This window comes from Sagittula sp. P11, from assembly GCF_002814095.1.
Classification (GTDB): Bacteria; Pseudomonadota; Alphaproteobacteria; order Rhodobacterales; family Rhodobacteraceae; genus Sagittula.
In genome coordinates, this window is sequence record NZ_CP021913.1 from 3736030 (window position 1) to 3754055 (window position 18026).

Below are 18026 nucleotides of genomic sequence, written 5' to 3' on the forward strand. Positions count from 1 at the left end.
TCTTGTGCTGCATTCGTGATCTCGATCGGCACATGTGTGCTGAAACAGACCTGCCGTGCGCGCGCTTGATCTTTTTCTGAACCATTTTGTGCTCTAGGTTATGGTGGAACAGAAGGAGCACGGCATGAAGCGCCCCGTCGTCGGCATCATCGGCAACTCGCATCTCATCAACGATCAGTACCCCGCCCACGCCGGCGGCACGATGAACTCCGAGGCCGTCGCGCAGGTGTCCGGATGCATGCCCCTGCTGATACCCGCCGATCCGCGCCTGGTGTCGGTGGACGAGCTGATGGAGGTCTGTGATGGCTTCCTGCTGACCGGCGGCCGGCCCAACGTCCACCCCGAGGAATACGGAGAGGAATGGACGGAAGCGCATGGCGCCCACGACCGATATCGCGACGGGATCACCCTGCCGCTGGTCCGTGCCTGCGTCGAGCGGGGCCAGCCGTTCTTCGGCATCTGCCGCGGCTTCCAGGAGGTCAACGTGGCGATGGGCGGCACGCTCTACCCGGAAATCCGCGACCTGCCGGGACGGATGAACCACCGGATGCCGCCGGACGGCACCATCGAAGAGAAGTTCGCCCTGCGCCACAAGGTAACCCTGACAGAGCGCGGCGTGTTCCACCGGCTGTTCGGCGCGACCGAGGTGATGACCAACACCCTGCACGGCCAGGGCATCAAGACGCCGGGACGCCGGATCGTGATCGAGGGCTATGCCCCCGACGGCACGCCGGAGGCTATCTACGTCGAAGGCGCCAAGGGGTTCACGCTTTCGGTGCAGTGGCACCCGGAATGGGATGCCGCGAACGACCCTGTCTCCCGCCCGCTGTTCCAGGCCTTCGGGGACGCCGTTCGCGACTGGGCACGCGGCAAGCACACCGATCTTCTGAAAAGCGCCTGAGACGGCGGGACTTCGGTCCTGGCTGTGAAGGGATGAACCCGAAGGCCCACCCCTTGAGGCGCCGAGGGGACAGTCAATCCGCCCCCTCCCCGTGCATCACTGGAGAATGCAGATCTTCCAGTAATCCTGGCCGATGTTGGCCTTCGCGTCCGGGGTCTGTGTGGCGTCCGGTTCGGCGCAGGTGCCGCCGTCCGTCGGGTGCCAGTTGCCCAGGTACATCCAGCTTCCGCCGTCCAGCGATGCCCAGACATGGGCATGGGCCGTGTCGATGACGTTGATCGTCATGGATGGTGCTTCGCCGAAGGCATCCTGCACCAGCAGGGAATGGCTGTAGCCGGGCTGCGGCGGCTGGCCGTCGAAGGTGCAGCGGTAGGGTTCCGTGAAACCCATGTCGCAGTCGCCCACCTGCGACTCGCCCACCGGCACCTGGTAGAAGATCAGCGGCATCGCCGACGCGTTGGCGCCCGGCGACGGGGCAGGCGGGGCCGGGGGCGTGGAGGGCACGGCCGACGCCGTCTGGCCGCCGCGCTGAACGCACTCCTCGACCTTCAGCGACGCCGCGGTAGAACCGGCCATCGAATAGCCGCGTGCGCCCTTGGGGTCGTTGTTCACAGAGACGCCGACCAGCCCGGCGCCCTTCAGCAGCGCCAGCTCCTGGCCTTCTAGGAACCGCACCGCCCAGCCCTCACGCAGGTCGAACTGCGCGTCGATGCTGTATTTGTCGTAATCCATCGTGCCGCCTTCGTAGACGGCGGAGACGCCGGTCGGGAAGATGAACCGCCAGACGCCCTCGATCCGGTCGATGGCCACTGCGTCGGCGTCGATGAGGCGCGACGCCCGGCAGCCCACAAACCCGCGCCCGGGCTGTTCCGAGACGACATCCACGCGCCAGCCGCGCACGTCGTTAAAATAGGGTGTCACGGTGTCACCCGGCAGAACGACCTGGGCCTGCGCGATGCCGCTTTGGACAAGGCACAGGGAAAGGGCCGCGAGGCCCCGCGTGATACGTCGCATGATGAGAATGTCCCCGAGAATCTCGTTGCTCCTGCTGTGGAGACTAGGCCTGGGCCTGACGCTGCGGCAAGCGAGGGAAGCGGTTCGGCGCGGGTTGTGCACCGCCTTTGCACATGGCGCGCGCATCCCCTTCGGCACCTTGCATCTTGTGGTTTTGCGGGCGCTCTCGGCCCTCGTCCGCCACTTGTGCGCCTCACCCGCAGGGCGTCACGCCGCCTGCCTGAGCGACTGTGTCATCTCCTTCAGCAGCATCTCCGTCTCGTGGCGCTTCAGGCAGGGGCGGGCGGTGGCGCCATACCATGCGGTGCCCTCCACCAGTTGCGGGAAGACCTCGATCAGACCGGCGTGCAGGTCCGGCGTGAGGCTATCCAGCGCCTGCGGACCGATGAAGAAGCTCTCGGAGGCTACGCCTTCCGCCCAGATCACCTGGTGCCGGTCCAGCGCGAGGTGAACGTAGGTCACTTCGTTGCCTTGCTGCCGGGTCACGCCCTCGGCCCCCACCAGATGCGTGGCGGCGGCAAAGACCTCTTCCTCGCCGAACAGAAGCTCTGCCTCGAAGCCCTCGATCAGCAGCCGGTGCTGCGGCGAGACAAGCAGCGGACGCGGATCGCGCAGCGCCGGATCGGTCGGCAGCGTGTGGGGCGCGATCCTTATCGGGGCGGTCTTGCCGCGGGCGAGGCGGCGGCTCTGGCCGATCCAGCGCAGCGGTTGCGGGCCGTCGTCACGGGTCTCGATCAGGTCGCCGGGGCGCAGCGTCTCGACCGCGCGATAGCCCGTCGTCGTCAGGATGCGGGTCCCGGGCGTGTAGCAGATCACCTGATCGATGTTCGAGAAGCTGACCAGCGTGCCATCGTGCATCTGCACGGTGCCGGTCAGTTCGCCGTCCACGTCTGATGTGATGACCATGGTGCCGCGGTCGGCCACGCCGTTCAGGTTCAGCGTGTCGCCGCCGGTCTGCCCGGTGGTCGAACCTTCGATGAAGATCGCGGCAGACCCGGCCTCTGCCAGATCGACCAGCGTGATGGTGTCGTCGCCGTCGCCCGCGTTGATCGTGTCGCCCTGGGCTGCATAGATCAGGTCGTTGCCCGTGCCGCCGAGGATGCTGTCGGCGCCTGCTTCGCCCGCCAGCACGTCCTCGTTCGCACCGCCGTCCAGCGTGTCGGCGCCCGCGCCCCCGAGGAGCGTGTCGTTGCCGCCGTCGCCCTGCAGCAGGTCGTCGCCCTCGTTACCGTAAAGCCAGTCGAAGCCGACGCCGCCGAGGACGGTGTCGTTGCCGGTGCCCGCGTCGACCGTGTCGTTGCCGGACCCTCCGTTGATGGTGTCGCTGCCAGCGCCGCCGGTGATCGAATCCGAACCGCTGCCGCCATCGATTGTGTCGTTGCCCAGACCGCCCAGCAGCGTGTCGTTGCCGGTCCCGCCAGAGACGTAATCGTTGCCGTCGCCGCCATCGACGCTGTCGTTGCCGTCTTCGCCGTAAAGGCTGTCGTCGCCCGCCAGACCGGCAATGGTGTCGTTGCCGCCGCCGCCGTAGATGACGTTGGTCCAGATGCCATCGGCGTCCGACCCCTGCGCGTCGTAGCCGGTCAGGCTGTCGTCAAAGGCAGAGCCGATGATGCCGTCCAGCCCGCCGCCGTTGGTGTCCCCGGTCGCGTCGCCGCCCGAGAAGGTGTTGGTCGCAAGGTTGACCGTCACGCCGGATCCGGAGGATGCGTAGGATGCGTAGTCCAGCCCCGTGCCACCGTTCAGCACATCGGCCCCGGCACCGCCTTCGAGCGTGTCGTTGCCCGCGCCGCCGACCAGGGAATCGTTGCCTGTCCCGCCGAACAGGCTGTCCGCGCCGTCCTGACCGTCGAGCGTGTCGTTTCCCGCACCTCCGTCGAGCGTGTCGGTGCCTGTCCCGCCCAGCAGGCTGTCCGTGCCGTCGCCGCCGAACAGGCGGTCGTTGTCGGCGCCGCCGTCCAGCGTGTCGTTCCCGGCCTCGCCGTAGATCGTGTCGTTGCCGGTGCCGCCGGACAGGCTGTCGTTGCCCTGCGCAATAGGCACGGCCTCGAACTGGACGTCAGTGACCCAGATGCCCTGGGTGTTGGTCTGGAGGTTGCCGTAGATGATCTCGACCGTCTTCACCGGCCCGGCGATCTCGATCAGGGCCGAACCGCCCGAGTCGCTGGTCGCCTCTGCCACCGTGCCCGCGGTGATCGTGTTGCCCGACACCGTGTCGGTGCTGCCCGGCGTGATGGTGACGGCGACGGAATTGCCGTCGGCGTCATAGGCGTTGATCGTGATCTGGTCGGTGTGGTTGTTCGCGCCCCAGTCGATGTCGTTGATGCGGAACGAGACGTTGACCACCTCGTCCTCGACCGACGCACCGGCAGAGCGGCCGAAGGTCATGGTCGTGCGCGAGGTGGAGCCATCCCCCTGGCCGTAGAGGTAGAGAGAGGACGTGCCGCTGAACCCTTCTCCGGCCTGCGAATACTGTGTCTGGCTGGTGTCGACCTGGAAGGTGGGGTTGTTGTTGCCGGTGCTGACAAAGCCCAGCGTGACGTCGATGTTGCCGGTATCCTGGGTGAAGCCGCCCGCGAGGTTGGTGCCGCTCGCGCCCTGCTGGCTCCAGTTCAGGTCCGCGGCGATGTTGGTTGGCGTGTAGCTGCCGTAGTCGCCGTATATCAGGTCGGCACCATCCTGGCCCAGCACGGTGTCGTTGCCCCAACCGGCGACGACGGTGTCGTTCCCGGCGCCCGCCGCGATGGAATCGGCGTTGGTGCCGATGGTGTCGTCGGGGCTTTCGCCATGGATGTCCACGAAAGTCGGGTCGATGGCGTCGTTGCCCGAGGTGCCCTCGATCACGCCGTTGGTGTAGTCGCGGAACGAGAAGGCGATGTCGCCCGCCGTGACGTCCGGGTTCGAGTCGTAGCCGGAAACGGTGTAGGTTCTGCCCGCCACCATCGGCTGTTCGGACAGGGTGTAGAACCCGCTGGCTCCGCCGCCCTCGATCTCGAGCTGTGCGACCTGGAAGGTCTGCCCGGTCACGGTGTCGGTGACGGTCCAGACGATCTCGGCGTCCATGCTGACGTTGGTCGAGGTGCCGGAGGTCGTGGTCGCCGTGCCGAAGGCGCTCTCTGCGCCGGCGCTGTCGTCGTCCAGCGTGTAGCCCTGAACGCCTGCTTCGTTGTCGGTGATCGAGGCGGTGGCGTTGTAGGTGGATGGCCCGGTCCAGGTGAAGCTGCCCGAGGTGGGGATCACGCCCTGCGGGTTGAAGGAATAGAACTCTACTCTGTACGTGGCCATGACAAACCGATCCTGTGCCCTCCCGGTACACGCACGGGGAAGGGTGCGCCTCTTGGGGCGGCGACTGCTCGAAACAACGGCCTCTCAGGGGCCTTCCGTTGATCGGTCTACGGGAGTGGATGGGCGGTTTTGCGGAACAATCGCGTCAAATTCGCGTCAAATGTGACGGACTGGGAAACGCGGGCCGGACGCGTCGTTTGGCCGTCACCATTGTGCGGAGGGGCGACACGATCGCCTTCGGTGACGACCTCTCAGGTGACGGTGCCTGCCGGTTATGGTGAATCTTCACCGATGGCGGCACACCGGGCTTTGCCGGAAGTGGCATGGGGAACGGCTGATCAGGCCGCCCTTGCCAATGTCTCCGGCGATCCGCCCCGCCTGCGCGACGGATAAAGCTCGCGCAGGCTGAGGTTCGTGACAATGTCGTTGAACGGATTGAACGAAGCGTAATGCGCCTGTGCGAGGTGCCAGAAGACGTGCTCCTGCCGCCGGAAGACGCGCAGGAAGAGGTCGCGGTGGTCGGCGTGAAACGCGCCCGGATCGGCGCTCATGGGATAAAAGGCATCGTCCGACGCACTGCCTCGCAGGGTGGCTTGGGGATCCGCCTCCGACCGGAAGATGTTGGTGAGCGTGACGGCCAGGAAGTCCGCCGGACAGCGCCAATGGCTGCGCGCGCCGGTGAAGGGCGTGTCGTCGTCGAGCCCCTGGCAGGCCAGCATCACCCGCGCCAGCGCATGGACAAGGAAGGCGTCCGGGTCGCCCTGCCACGGGCCGCTCCGGTCTTCCGCCTGCAGGTCTTCGGGAGAGAACTCCAGCACGAAACCGCGGCCCTTCCGGTGCAGGCTGCCCTCTGGTGTGAGCGCACCGGACGTGCGCGGCACGATCAGCAGCGGGCGGTCGATGTAGGCGATCAGGTAGGTGGCGAGGAAGTGCCAGCCGGGCGCGATTGCGTTCAGCCGCGCCTCTGTGTCGTCCAGCCACGCGGTCCCCTGTGCCGCATCGGTCCGAAGGGTGATCCGGTCGTTGTATCGCCGTTGCTTTGCGCCGCGCATGATGTGGTCCTCCTCCTGAAAAAGATCCGGGCTGATAAATCCGGGGTTCAATTCATGAGGGAGACATGGGGGCATTGGGTCGCGCAGCCAACGGCGGGATTCCCTACCCGCTAAAGGCGAACGCCCGGCAAGGGGCCGGGCGTTCGTGGTCAAATGCAAAGACGGTCAGACGTAGAAGTCGACGTGGTGCTTGAGCGGCAGGGTGCGGTAACGCTCGCCGGTCAGGTCGAAGATCGCGTTGGCCAGCGCGGGGGCGGCGGGCGGTGTGCCAGGCTCCCCGATACCGCCGATGTGTTCCTGGGTCTCGAGGATGCGGACACGGACCTGCGGCATCTGGGTGATGCGCAGCGGCTCGTAATCCGGGAAGTTCCTCTGCTGGACGGCGCCCTCGGCAAAAGTGATCTCTTCGCCGATGGCCGCCGACAGCCCCATGGCGAGACCGCCGGTCAGCTGCGCCTCGATGTTGTCGGGGGCCAGCGCCACGCCGGGGTCGGCTGCCATCCAAGCGCGCGTCACCCGGATCGCATCGTCCTGCATCCTGACCTCGACCACCACGGCCACGGGCGTGCCGAAGCTGTAGCACATGGCGACGCCGCGCCCGACGCCTTCGGGCTTCTCGTCCGTCCAACCGGACATCTCCTTGACCGCGTTCAGCACTTCCCACGCCGGCAGGAACTCGTCCCGGCAGAGTGCCTGGCGGAACTCGATCGGGTCAGCCCCGGCGGCATGGGCCATCTCGTCCATGAAACTTTCCATGAAGAAACCGTTTATCGACGAGCCGACAGAGCGCCAGAACCCGACCGGCGGCATCTCCGACGCGGCAAAGCCCTGCACGCGGTAATTGAAGATGTCGTAGGGCTGGTTGAAGGCGCCCTCCACGATGGCCTGATCCGGACCGCCGGGCGCAAAACCCGCCGCGCGCGTCAGGGCAGGGCCGGTCACCGGGACCGAGGAAATGCGCGCCTCCAGCATCTCGGCCGTGCCCTCGCGCACCGCACCGCGGAACCGCGCGATGGCGGCGGGGCGGTAGAAGTCGTGAGTCATGTCCTCTTCGCGCGAATAGGTCAGCAGCACCGGCGAGCCCGGCACCTCCTTGGCGATCCGCGTGGCATAGCGCACCGCATCGACCTCGCCGCGCCGGCCAAAGCCGCCGCCGAGGTAGGTCACGGTCATTTCCACGTCGTCCTCGTCTAGGCCCGCTTCCTCTGCCGCGACACTGACCGCGAAGGTGGGCATCTGGCTGCCGGTCCAGAGCCGCAGCTTGCCGCCGTCGAACCATGCGTTGCAGCTTTGCGGTTCCATCGTCGCATGGGCGAGGAAGGGCACGCGGTACTCCGCCTCGATCTGCTGGGCGTCGCGGTGCAGGCGTGTCACGTCGCCGTCGTCCCGCAGCATCGAATCCGGCTCCTTGTCGAAGGCCTGCTCGAGCGCCTTGGCCAGCGCCGCGTCGTCCTTCTGGTAGCGCGCCGCATTCCATTCGACCGGAATGCGGTTCACCGCGTCCTGTGCGATCCAGGTGTTGCTGGCGATCACCGCGAGGCCATCGCCAAGGTCCACCACCTTCTCAACCCCCGGCATGCGCGAGACCTCGAAGGCGTCGAAGTCGCGCACCGTGGCGCGGGTGGGGGCAAGGCGGATGGCCGCGAACTTCTGGCCCGGCAGGCGGGTGTCGATGGCGAAGATTGCTGTGCCGGTGGTCTTGGCGGGGATATCCACGCGCTGGAACCGGGTGCCGAGGATCTTCCACTCTTCCGGCTCGCGCAGCTCGATGCGCGGCGCCTCCAGTTCGGCGGCCTCCGCGGCAAGGCGGGTGTAGGGGATTTTCGTGCCGTCCGGTGCGATGACGTGGCCCTTGTCGGTGACCAGCTCTGCGGGCGAAACGTCAAGCCGGTTGGCAGCCGCCTGCACCAGCAGTTCGCGCGTGGTGGCGCCGACCACCCGCATCCGCTCGAACCCGTCCTTCATCGCCGTCGACCCGCCCGTCACCTGCAGCGACATGACCTTGCCCACGTGGCCGATCAGGTCGCCGAGGGAACGCTGGAGGGAGGAGGCGTCATAGCCCTTGCCCTCGACCGCGAGGCCCAGCATCGCGTGGTTGTAATAGGCCTGCGCGGGCGGACCGTGGATGATGCGGATCTGGTCGAGCGTGACGTCGAGTTCCTCGGCGATCAGCGCGGCCCATGTGGTCATCGTGCCCTGGCCCATCTCCGCGTGGGGGGCGACGACGGTGATGCCCTCGTTGTCGATCACCACCCAGGGGTTCAGCGCGGTCTCGCCCTCGCCGGGCTCGAGCGGGTTGGGGGCGGGTTTCGCCACGTACCACGCGGCAAAGGCGGCGCCGCCGGCCACGGCGAGCGTGCCGAACAGGAAGGTGCGTCGGGCGATCTTGCCGATGCTGGACATGGATCAGGCTCCTTGCGCGGCGGACTTGATGGCGGCGCGAATGCGGGGGTAGGTGCCGCAGCGGCAGAGGTTGCCCGCCATGGCATCGTCGATCTGCTGGTCGGTGGGGTTCGGCACCTCTTCCAGGAGGGCCGCCGCCTGCATGATCTGACCCGACTGGCAGTAACCGCACTGCGGCACCTGCGCGTCGATGAACGCCTTCTGCAGGCGGTGCAGCGCGTCGGGTGTGCCCAGCCCCTCGATGGTGGTCACGTCGCCCTCGACACTGTCCAGCGGCGTCACGCAGGCCCGCACCGGCTGGCCGTCGATGTGCACGGTGCAGGCGCCGCAGGACGCGACACCGCAGCCGTATTTGGTGCCCGTCAGGTTCAGCGCATCGCGCAGCACCCAGAGGAGCGGCACGTTGCCGGGCAGGTCGACCTCGTGGGCGGTTCCGTTGACGGTCAGGGTGAAAGGCATGGGATCTCCTTCGGGGGAGCTTTGATTTGGCGGGCCGCGATGTCGCGCCCTTTTGTTCGATTGTGCGGCTTCCCGCGCCAAGGTCAAGGCGTGGCGCCCCGGCGGCCCCCGCTTTCCCGCGCTGTTGCTGCGGCGTGTCGCAGGTGCACGCGGCGCCCTGCGATTACAGATCGGTGCGCAGGGTCCAGAGATCCGGGAACAGCTCCACCTCCAGCATGCGCCGCAGGTAGCTGACGCCGCCCGTGCCGCCGGTGCCGCGCTTCAGGCCGATCACCCGCTCGACCGTGGTGACATGGTTGAAGCGCCAGCGGCGGAAGTAGTCCTCCAGGTCCACGAGCTTCTCCGCCAGTTCGTAGAGATCCCAGTGCGCCTGCGGGTTGCGGTACACCTCGGCCCAGGCTTCGCGAAGCGCGGGGACGGGCGCGTGCGGTCTGGCGCGGTCCCGCTGCATTGCCTTGTCGGGAAGGGGGATCGCCTGCGCCAGCCGCTCCACGGCGAGATCGTAGAGCGAGGGCCGGGTCAGTTCTTCCTCCAGCCGCGCGGCGATCTCGGGGCGGTGGGCGTGGGGACGGATCATCGCGGGATTGCGGTTGCCCAGCAGAAACTCGATCTCGCGGTACTGGTAGGACTGGAAGCCCGAGCTCTGCCCCAGCGTTTCGCGGAAGGTGGTGTAATCCGACGGCGTCATGGTGCGCAGCACGTCCCACGCGCTGTTGAGCTGTTCGAAGATCCGCGTGGTCCGGGTCAGCCGCTTGAAGGCGGGGCGCGCGTCTTCGCCGGCAAGGTCGGTGCGGGCGGCGTTCAGTTCGTGCAGGGCCAGCCGCATCCAGAGCTCGGACGTCTGGTGCTGGATGATGAAGAGCATCTCGTCCGGCGCCTCCGACAGCGGTGCCTGTGCCGAGAGGATGGCATCGAGGTGCAGGTAGTCGCCATAGGACATGGACCGGTCAAAGGACATCTGCGCGCCTTCGCCGGAGGGATCATAGGGCTCGGTCATGGCTGGCTGTCCTGTGTCGAAAAGGTCTGAAGAACCGATATGCGAAGTCGGCAGCAAGGTAAATTCGTGCTCGCTGCAGACGGGCAGAGCGACAGGTCCGCCGCCCGCCACTTGCAGCGCCTCAGCCGGCAGGTGAGGACCACATCGCCGGGGTGATGCCAAACTTGCGGATCCTGGAATAAAGCGTCGTCTGCCGCACCCCGAGGATGTCTGCCGCGCCGCCGGGTCCCGCGACCCTGCCGCCGGTTTCCCTCAGGCAGGCGACGAGGTTCTCGATCTCCGCCGCGCGGAATTCCTGTTCTGTCAGGATCTTCCCGGCAGGCCGCCCGCTGGCGGGCAGCGAAGCATCCAGCCCCTCGATCCGCAGCTTGTCGCCTTCGGACACGATCAGGGCGCGTTCCATCACGTTCTCCAGCTCGCGCACGTTGCCGGGCCAGTGATAGGCCACGAGCTTGCGGATCGCGCCCGTGGTGATCGTCGGCTCCGCGCGTTTGGTGCGGCGGCAGGCGAGACGCAGGAAATGCGCGGCCAGAAGCGGGATGTCCTCGGTGCGTTCGCGCAGCGGGGTCAGCGCGATAGGGAAGACGTTGAGGAAGAAATACAGGTCCTCGCGGAACCGACCGGCCATGACCTCGCGCGACAGGTCGCGGCTGGTGCAGGCGATGATGCGGACATTGACCCGCCGCTGGCGGTCCTCGCCGACGCGGGTGATGGTCTGATCGCGCAGCGCATCCAGCAGCCGCCCCTGAAACTCGAGCGGCAGGTCGGCGACCTCTTCCAGAAACAGCGTGCCGCCGTGCGCCAGTTCGAGCCGCCCGGCCTTGTCGATCCCGCGTCCGTCGCGGCGGACCTGCCCGAAAAGCTCGCTGTCGATGTTGTCGGGCAGGGCGGCGCAGTTCAGCCGGATCATCGAGCGGCGCCTGCGGTCCGACGCCTTGTGCACGGCGGCGGCGACCAGCGACTTGCCGGTGCCCGACTCCCCGGTGATCAGCACGTTGGCATCGGTCGGCGCCACCAGTTCCACCTGTTTCAGCGTCCGCTGGATCGCGGGGGCTTCGCCCACCACATCGTAATGCGCGCGCGCAGAGCTGATCTCTTCCTGGAGGTAGGCGTTCTCCTGTTCCAGCCGGTCGCGCAGGGCGTCGACCTCGGCCATGGCGTCACGCAGCCGCCGCTCGCTTTCCTTGCGGTCGGTGATGTCGCGGAAGATCACCACGGCACCGGCCAGCACCTGCCCGTCGTAGATCGGGGTCGAGACGTATTCGACCTGGATCGGGCGGCCGTCCTTGCGCCAGAACACCTCGTTCTCCACGCGGCTGACACGTTCGTTGCGGAACGAATGGTAGATCGGGCAGTCGCGGTGATCGTAGGGCGTTCCGTCGAGGTGGCGGTGGTGGATGATGGCATGGGTGTCGCGGCCCAGCAGATCCTCCGCCGACCAGCCCAGCATTTCCTGCGCGGCGCGGTTGACGAAGGTGGTCTGTCCGTCCGCGTTGATCCCGTAGATGCCTTCGCCCGCCGCATCGAGGATCAGCTGGTTCTGGCGTTCCAGTTCCGAAAAGAAGGTCTGGGTGCGCTTCCACTCCATCAGGCCGGAGCGGTGGAGTGTGCCCGCCTCGGTGATGTCCTGCCGCGCCTGAAGGTCGTCGAGCGGGACGAGCGCGATCAGCAGTCGGTGGCCGTCCGCGGTGCGGAGGTAAGTGCCGTTCAACTCGCAGGGCCGCGGTTCGCCCCCGGGCAGGAGCAGGCGGAGCTCGCGGGTCCAGTGGCGGCCGTAGTGCTGCACCCCGTCGGCAAAGACCACGAGATGACCGGCGTCGCCGTCGAGGCAGTCGAGGAAACTCTCCCCGGCCAGCGGACGCCCCAGAAGGCGTTCGGCGTCCGGATTGGCGGCGCAGATGCGGTCGGTGGCCGGGTCCACACTGACGGCGGGCCAAGGCCACAGGTCAAGGATCGAATCGGGCGACAGATCTTTCATGCGGAAACAATACCGCAACGCAGCATCCGTGTTACGAAAAATCATAAATTACGAAAATTCGTATTTTATTGGGATGCGGTGAGCGGGTCAAACAATTGATTTTACGATGCATTCAATCAATCCGCGTTTCCCGAAAAATCGTCAACCGACGCGACGGACCGCGTTAACCTTTTCCCATCAGACGCGGTCAGTCCTCGAAAGACCGGGCATCAACACGGGAGACGGAACACATGAAAAGTCTGGGGAACCCCTTCGATCCGAAGTCCGACCTGCGCCACGGCGCAGGCTGCGGATGTGCAAGCTGCAAGGAAACCGCCGCCGAGACTGCGGCACCGGACACCACCGACGCGATGCTGGAACGGGCCGTCGAAAGCGCGGTGGTCCGGTCGATGTTCGGCCAGAACGACCTGAGCCGCCGGTCCTTCATGGGCATGGTGGGTGGCACCACCTTCGCGGCGGCGCTGGCTTCGGTCTTTCCCATGGACAAGGCCAAGGCTGCGATCCTCGACGAATTGGGCACGCCCGAGAAGACCGACCTCAACATCGGCTTCGTGCCGATCACCTGTGCGACGCCGATCATCATGGCGCAGCCGCTCGGGTTCTACGAGAAATACGGGCTGAACGCGCAGGTCATCAAGACCGCCGGCTGGGCCGTGGCGCGCGACAAGTCGCTGGCCGGAGAATACGACGCCTCCCACATGCTGACGCCCATGCCGCTCGCGATGACGCTGGGCGCAGGCTCCACCGCCAGCCCCTACATCATGCCCGCTGTCGAGAACATCAACGGGCAGGCCATCGTCCTGCACAACGACCACAAGGACAAGCGCGATCCGAAGCAGTGGAAGGGCTTCACCTTCGGCGTGCCCTTCGAATACTCGATGCACAACTTCCTGCTGCGCTACTACGTGGCGGAGCACGGGCTGGACCCGGATGTCGACATCCAGATCCGCGTCGTCCCGCCGCCGGAGATGGTGGCGAACCTCAGCGCGGGCAACCTCGACGGCTATCTTTCGCCCGACCCGTTCAACCAGCGTGCGGTCTGGGAGGGCATCGGCTTCATCCATGTCCTGACCAAGGAGATCTGGGAAGGCCACCCCTGCTGCGCCTTCGCCGCGCCGCTGTCCTTTGCCCAGGAACTGCCGAACACCTACGGCGCGCTCCTGAAGGCGATCATCGACGCAACGCAGTACGCCCGCGTACCGGAGAACCGCAAGGAAATCGCCGAGGCGATCAGCCCGACCAATTACCTCAACCAGCCGGTTCCGGTGGTCGAACAGGTGCTGACCGGCACATACGCCGACGGTCTGGGCGAGGTGAAGCAGGTGCCCGACCGCATCGATTTCGACCCGTTCCCCTGGCACTCCATGGGTGTCTGGATCCTCACCCAGATGAAGCGCTGGGGCTATATCGAGGGCGACGTCGACTACCGCGGCGTGGCCGAGCAGGTCTATCTCGCCGCCGACTGCAAGAAGATCATGAACGATCTGGGTTACGACGCGCCGGACGTCACCTACACGTCGCACACGATCATGGGCAAGACCTTCGATCCGGCGGACCCGGAGGGCTATGTGAAGTCCTTCGCCATCGGCAAGGGCTGAACCATGACGCTCTCCCTGAACCAGAAGGCAGCGATCCTGTCGCTTCTCCTGCTGGCGGTCGGCCTCCTCGTGTGGGAGGCCGCCATCCCCGGCCAGAAGCCGCTGTCCGAGATGACGGAATACGAACGTCTCACCGGCGGCGGTGCCCAGAAGGCCGGGGTGCCGCCCCCGTCGCAGGTCCTCGCGAAGGCGTGGGAGCAGTTGTCGAACCCGTTCTACGATGCAGGCCCGAACGACAAGGGCATCGGCATCCAGATCGGCTATTCGATCTACCGGGTGCTGACGGGCTATGCGCTGGCGGCGCTGGTCGCCCTGCCGCTCGGCTTCCTGATCGGGATGTCGCCCATAGCCTACAAGGCGCTCAACCCCTTCATACAGGTGCTGAGGCCGATTTCGCCGCTCGCATGGATGCCACTGGCGCTGTTCATCATCCAGGACAGCGAGGCCTCTGCGATCTTCGTGATCTTCATCTGTTCGATCTGGCCAATGCTCATCAACACCGCCTTCGGTGTGGCGGGGGTCCGGTCGGACTGGGTGAACGTGGCGCGCACGCATGAACTGGGGGCATTGAAGACCGCCTTCACAGTGATCCTGCCCGCTGCGGCCCCCACCATCATCACGGGGATGCGCATCTCCATCGGCATCGCGTGGCTGGTGATCGTCGCGGCCGAGATGTTGGTCGGCGGGACCGGCATCGGCTACTACGTCTGGAACGAGTGGAACAACCTCGACCTGACCTCCGTCATCTTCTCGATCCTCATGATCGGCGTCGTCGGCATGTTGCTGGACTCGGCCTTCGGGGCGCTCCAGCGGGCGGTGGCCTATGCGGAGTGATCCCCAAAGCGCGGGTCCGTGCCTCCCCGAAAGGGGGCATGGCACCGCCGCCGGACCAGACCACACCCGCGGCGCCCGCCGGTCGAGGCGTGACGCCCAAGCCCCCCAATCCGAAAGGCCCTCGGCATGACCAAACCCTATCTGAGCGTCGAGAAGCTGACCCAGTCCTTCCCGGACGGCAAGGGCGGCACGATGACCGTCTTCGAAGATGCCACCTTCGGGGTCGAGAAAGGCGAATTCGTCTGCATCCTCGGCCACTCCGGCTGCGGCAAGTCGACGATCATGAACATCCTCGCCGGTCTGGCGGAGCCCACCTCCGGCGTCGTGAAGATGGACGGCTTCGAGGTGTCGGGACCGTCGCTCGACCGCGGTGTCGTCTTCCAGAACTATTCGCTGCTGCCGTGGCTCTCGGCGCTGCGCAACGTGATGTTCGGCGTCAAGGCGCGTCATCCCGACTGGTCCCGCGCCAAGGTGGCGGAGCATTCGGAGCAGTACCTGTCCATGGTCGGGCTGGAGGGCGACGCGATCCACCGCAAGCCCGCGCAACTGTCAGGCGGCATGCGCCAGCGCGTGTCCATCGCGCGCGCCTTTGCGAACCATCCGAAGCTGCTGTTGCTGGACGAACCCTTCGGCGCGCTCGACGCGCTCACCCGGGGCACGATCCAGGAGGAACTGCTGAAGATCTGGAGCCGGACACAGCAGACCGTCTTCATGATCACCCACGACATTGACGAGGCGATCCTGCTGGCCGACCGCATCCTTTTGATGACCAACGGGCCGCTGGCGCGCGTGGCGGAGTCGGTGGAGATCACCATCGACCGGCCGCGCAACCGGACAGAGATCGTCGAGCACCCGAACTACTACGCCATCCGCAACCACTTGGTGCAGTTCCTCGGACGGCGGTCGAAAGAGCTGGCGGGCCAGCCCTCGAACGGGGTGCCGCAATCGCCGGAAACCGTGCGCATCGACCTGACGGAAACCCCGACCGAAGACGACAGCGACGACAGCCCGCGGCTTCGTGCCGTGCACCGATGACCCCGCGGCCCCGGGCCGCTGATCTGAGCCGTGCGGCTTGAGGCCGCCATTCCAAGGAAAGACCCATGAAAGACAACTACGAGGTGCCCAAGATGATGACCAAAGAGGACGTCACCGTGATGATCCTGTCGGCCAAGAAGCAGGCCGGCCTGACGTGGGAGGGGATCGCGGACAAGATCGGCATGTCCCCGGTCTGGACCCACTCCGCCTGCATGGGCATGAACGCGATGTCGCCCGAGAAGGCCGAGCTTCTGGTATCGGTTATGGGACTGCCGCAGGAGGCCGCGGGCGTGCTGGCCGAAAGCCCCACCAAGGTCTGGGAACAGACGGTACCGACCGACCCCTGCATCTATCGCCTGTATGAAATCGTCGGCGTCTACGGCCCCACGATCAAGGCGCTGATCCACGAGAAGTTCGGCGACGGCATCATGTCCGCCATCGACTTCGACATGCAGATCACCCGCGTCCCCAATCCCAAGGGCGACCGCGTGAAGATCGAGATGTCGGGCAAGTACCTCGGCTACAACAGCTGGTGAAGTCGTGGCGGGCGTGACGCCTGCCACCCCCACTCAACGGTCCGGTCCCCGCGCAGGGTGCCGGACCGGCATATCGAAAGGCCCCGGCATGTCCCGCCCCCCGTTTCCCCCCTTCACCGAGGAAAGCGCCCGCCAGAAGGTGCGCATGGCCGAGGATGCGTGGAACACGCGCGATCCCGACCGGGTCGTCCTGGCCTACACGGAGGACACGTTCTGGCGGAACCGCTCGGAATTCCTGAGGGGCAGGGGCGAGATCCACGCGTTCCTGACCCGCAAGTGGCAGCGCGAAAATGACTATCGCCTGATCAAGTCGCTCTGGGCGTTCACCGGCAACAGGATCGCCGTCCGCTTCGCCTACGAATGGCACGACGACGCAGGCCAGTGGTTCCGGTCCTACGGCAACGAGAACTGGCAGTTCACCGAGGCGGGTCTCATGGCCGAGCGTCACGCCTCGATCAACGACGTGCCGATCGAAGCCGACGAAAGGCTCTTCCACTGGCCCTCAGGTCCGCGGCCCGAGGACGTGGCGCCACCGCCGGGATTGTTCTGAAAAGGCCGGTCGCAGGAACGTCGAACGACAGGCGTATGTAATGTCGCCTGACTGTCCGTCCGAATGTGTCATACGCATCTGAAATCACCGCCTCCCGATTTTATCGATAGACAGGGAGGGAGCTGAAAGGCGGCTTTCTCCGGTTCGGAGCCCTGCATTTCCGAGGCGTTGATCTGACCACACGCTGGTCAACGCTGCGGGGGCTTCCTGTCGCGCAGCCAAGGAACTCAAGACCCGTTCCGTTCGCCGAAGCCAACACCGTCAACTTTCACGGCCATTTCACGCCCCGAGAGCGGCGCCTTTCACGCTGATCGTCCAAATCCCGGATCAAGGTCGAACCCAAAGACTGCCCTCAGGGGCCGGGAACATCGCGAGGACGAAATGAACAGCATGATCGAACCGATTTCGGCCTGCGCCGAAGGCATCACGACGCTGCGCCACGTGCGCCCTTCGGATGCCGATGCGATACAGGAAATACTGCAGTCGGATCTCGTCAATCGCGGCACGATGCGCTTGCCGTTCGAGTCGCCCGCAGGCGTTGCGCAACGCATCGCCGAGGAACCGGGCGTGACAAAGATCGTCGCGCTGCGGCAGGGGGCGGTTGCAGGATATGCGTCCATGGTGACCTATCCCTCCCTCCCGAGGCACTGGCACTGTGCCGAGGTCGATATCGTTGCCGTCCACCCCGATCACCGCGGGCACGGAGTCGGACGCCACATGCTGCAACAGTTGATCGATCTCGCCGACAGGTGGCTGCAGGTCCGCCGCCTCTCCCTCACCGTCTGGGCGGGCAACGAAAAGGCGATCGCTCTCTACCAGTCACTCGGTTTCTCGATCGAAGGGACCATGCGCCAGTTCGTGTTCGTGGATGGCGCGTACGAAGACGCCCACATCATGGGTCGACTGAAAGCCGTGCCGGGGCCATCGGCCCCCGCAGGTTCGGAGTAGGACGATGGGTGTCCCGTTTCTCGAACAGCCCGTCAGGGGCAGCGATGGATGGCCCTTGTCCGGCGCGACGAGCGGCAGCGTCCGTCCTTTCGAAGCCGGTGTCCTGTCGATGCTCCACATGCCCGACAAGGCGATGGAGGCCTTCTGCACCGCTCTCCGCCTCGCGCCGACCTTCGTGATGGCGCATGTGGCCATGGCACATCTGGTCCTGTCAGAAGATCCCGCGGCCGGACGGGCCATGACCCGCTTGCTCGCGCCGTTTCCAAGGACCGACCGTGAGGCGTCCCACCTGGCCATTCTGGCGGGCTGGGGCGAGGATGGCGCTGATACGTCCGCGCTCGACCGGCATCTCGCGGCATGGCCGGGCGACACCCTGGCCACCGCGCTCCTCGTTGCCATGCAGGCCGCGCGCCCGCTCGCCACGGGATAAGACCCT

15 protein-coding genes are annotated in these 18026 nt (G+C 66.2%); 8 read left to right on the forward strand and 7 right to left on the reverse strand.

The features are described 5' to 3' along the window. Positions 1–124 precede the first annotated feature (124 nt). Entirely contained in the window at positions 125–901 is a 777-nt protein-coding gene (locus tag CDO87_RS18130) for a gamma-glutamyl-gamma-aminobutyrate hydrolase family protein (protein WP_100930082.1), read from the forward strand. Between the two features lie 96 nt (positions 902–997). Here the strand turns inward: CDO87_RS18130 and CDO87_RS18135 are convergent, their stop codons facing one another. The 7 genes from CDO87_RS18135 to CDO87_RS18165 form a co-directional block, all read right to left on the reverse strand. Then, positions 998–1915, reverse strand: a complete 918-nt coding sequence (locus CDO87_RS18135; protein ID WP_100930083.1) for a hypothetical protein — start codon at positions 1913–1915, stop codon at positions 998–1000. A gap of 207 nt (positions 1916–2122) precedes the next feature. Continuing rightward, a complete protein-coding gene (locus CDO87_RS18140) occupies positions 2123–5200 on the reverse strand; it encodes a Hint domain-containing protein (RefSeq protein WP_157815034.1) in 3078 nt (1025 codons plus the stop codon). A gap of 338 nt (positions 5201–5538) precedes the next feature. Continuing rightward, complete coding sequence (locus CDO87_RS18145; RefSeq protein ID WP_100930084.1) at positions 5539–6252, reverse strand: hypothetical protein; 714 nt, start codon at positions 6250–6252, stop codon at positions 5539–5541. Between the two features lie 165 nt (positions 6253–6417). Next, on the reverse strand, positions 6418–8655 hold the full coding sequence (locus CDO87_RS18150) for a xanthine dehydrogenase family protein molybdopterin-binding subunit (protein WP_100930085.1): 2238 nt from the start codon (positions 8653–8655) through the stop codon (positions 6418–6420). Positions 8656–8658: 3 nt separating this feature from the next. After that, a complete protein-coding gene (locus tag CDO87_RS18155; protein ID WP_100930086.1) occupies positions 8659–9114 on the reverse strand; it encodes a (2Fe-2S)-binding protein in 456 nt (151 codons plus the stop codon). A 163-nt stretch (positions 9115–9277) separates the two neighbouring features. Next, on the reverse strand, positions 9278–10111 hold the full coding sequence (gene kynA, locus CDO87_RS18160) for a tryptophan 2,3-dioxygenase (protein ID WP_100930087.1): 834 nt from the start codon (positions 10109–10111) through the stop codon (positions 9278–9280). A gap of 121 nt (positions 10112–10232) precedes the next feature. Beyond that, positions 10233–12089 (reverse strand): sigma 54-interacting transcriptional regulator, encoded by a 1857-nt coding sequence (locus tag CDO87_RS18165; RefSeq protein ID WP_100930088.1) that lies wholly within the window; start codon positions 12087–12089, stop codon positions 10233–10235. Between the two features lie 230 nt (positions 12090–12319). Here CDO87_RS18165 and CDO87_RS18170 point away from each other — a divergent pair, with 230 nt between their 5' ends. The 7 genes from CDO87_RS18170 (at position 12320) to CDO87_RS18200 (ending at position 18020) form a co-directional block, all read left to right on the forward strand. Next, a complete protein-coding gene (locus tag CDO87_RS18170; protein WP_100930089.1) occupies positions 12320–13687 on the forward strand; it encodes a CmpA/NrtA family ABC transporter substrate-binding protein in 1368 nt (455 codons plus the stop codon). A gap of 3 nt (positions 13688–13690) precedes the next feature. After that, complete coding sequence (gene ntrB / locus CDO87_RS18175; protein ID WP_100930090.1) at positions 13691–14521, forward strand: nitrate ABC transporter permease; 831 nt, start codon at positions 13691–13693, stop codon at positions 14519–14521. A 126-nt stretch (positions 14522–14647) separates the two neighbouring features. After that, positions 14648–15556 (forward strand): ABC transporter ATP-binding protein, encoded by a 909-nt coding sequence (locus CDO87_RS18180; protein WP_100930091.1) that lies wholly within the window; start codon positions 14648–14650, stop codon positions 15554–15556. A gap of 65 nt (positions 15557–15621) precedes the next feature. Continuing rightward, positions 15622–16092: a cyanase gene (gene cynS / locus CDO87_RS18185; RefSeq protein ID WP_254698198.1), complete on the forward strand. Its 471-nt coding sequence runs from the start codon at positions 15622–15624 to the stop codon at positions 16090–16092. A gap of 88 nt (positions 16093–16180) precedes the next feature. Next, positions 16181–16642: a nuclear transport factor 2 family protein gene (locus tag CDO87_RS18190; RefSeq protein WP_100930092.1), complete on the forward strand. Its 462-nt coding sequence runs from the start codon at positions 16181–16183 to the stop codon at positions 16640–16642. A 381-nt stretch (positions 16643–17023) separates the two neighbouring features. Then, on the forward strand, positions 17024–17590 hold the full coding sequence (locus CDO87_RS18195; protein ID WP_100930093.1) for a GNAT family N-acetyltransferase: 567 nt from the start codon (positions 17024–17026) through the stop codon (positions 17588–17590). Positions 17591–17594: 4 nt separating this feature from the next. Further along, positions 17595–18020: a hypothetical protein gene (locus tag CDO87_RS18200; protein WP_157815035.1), complete on the forward strand. Its 426-nt coding sequence runs from the start codon at positions 17595–17597 to the stop codon at positions 18018–18020. Positions 18021–18026 lie beyond the last annotated feature (6 nt).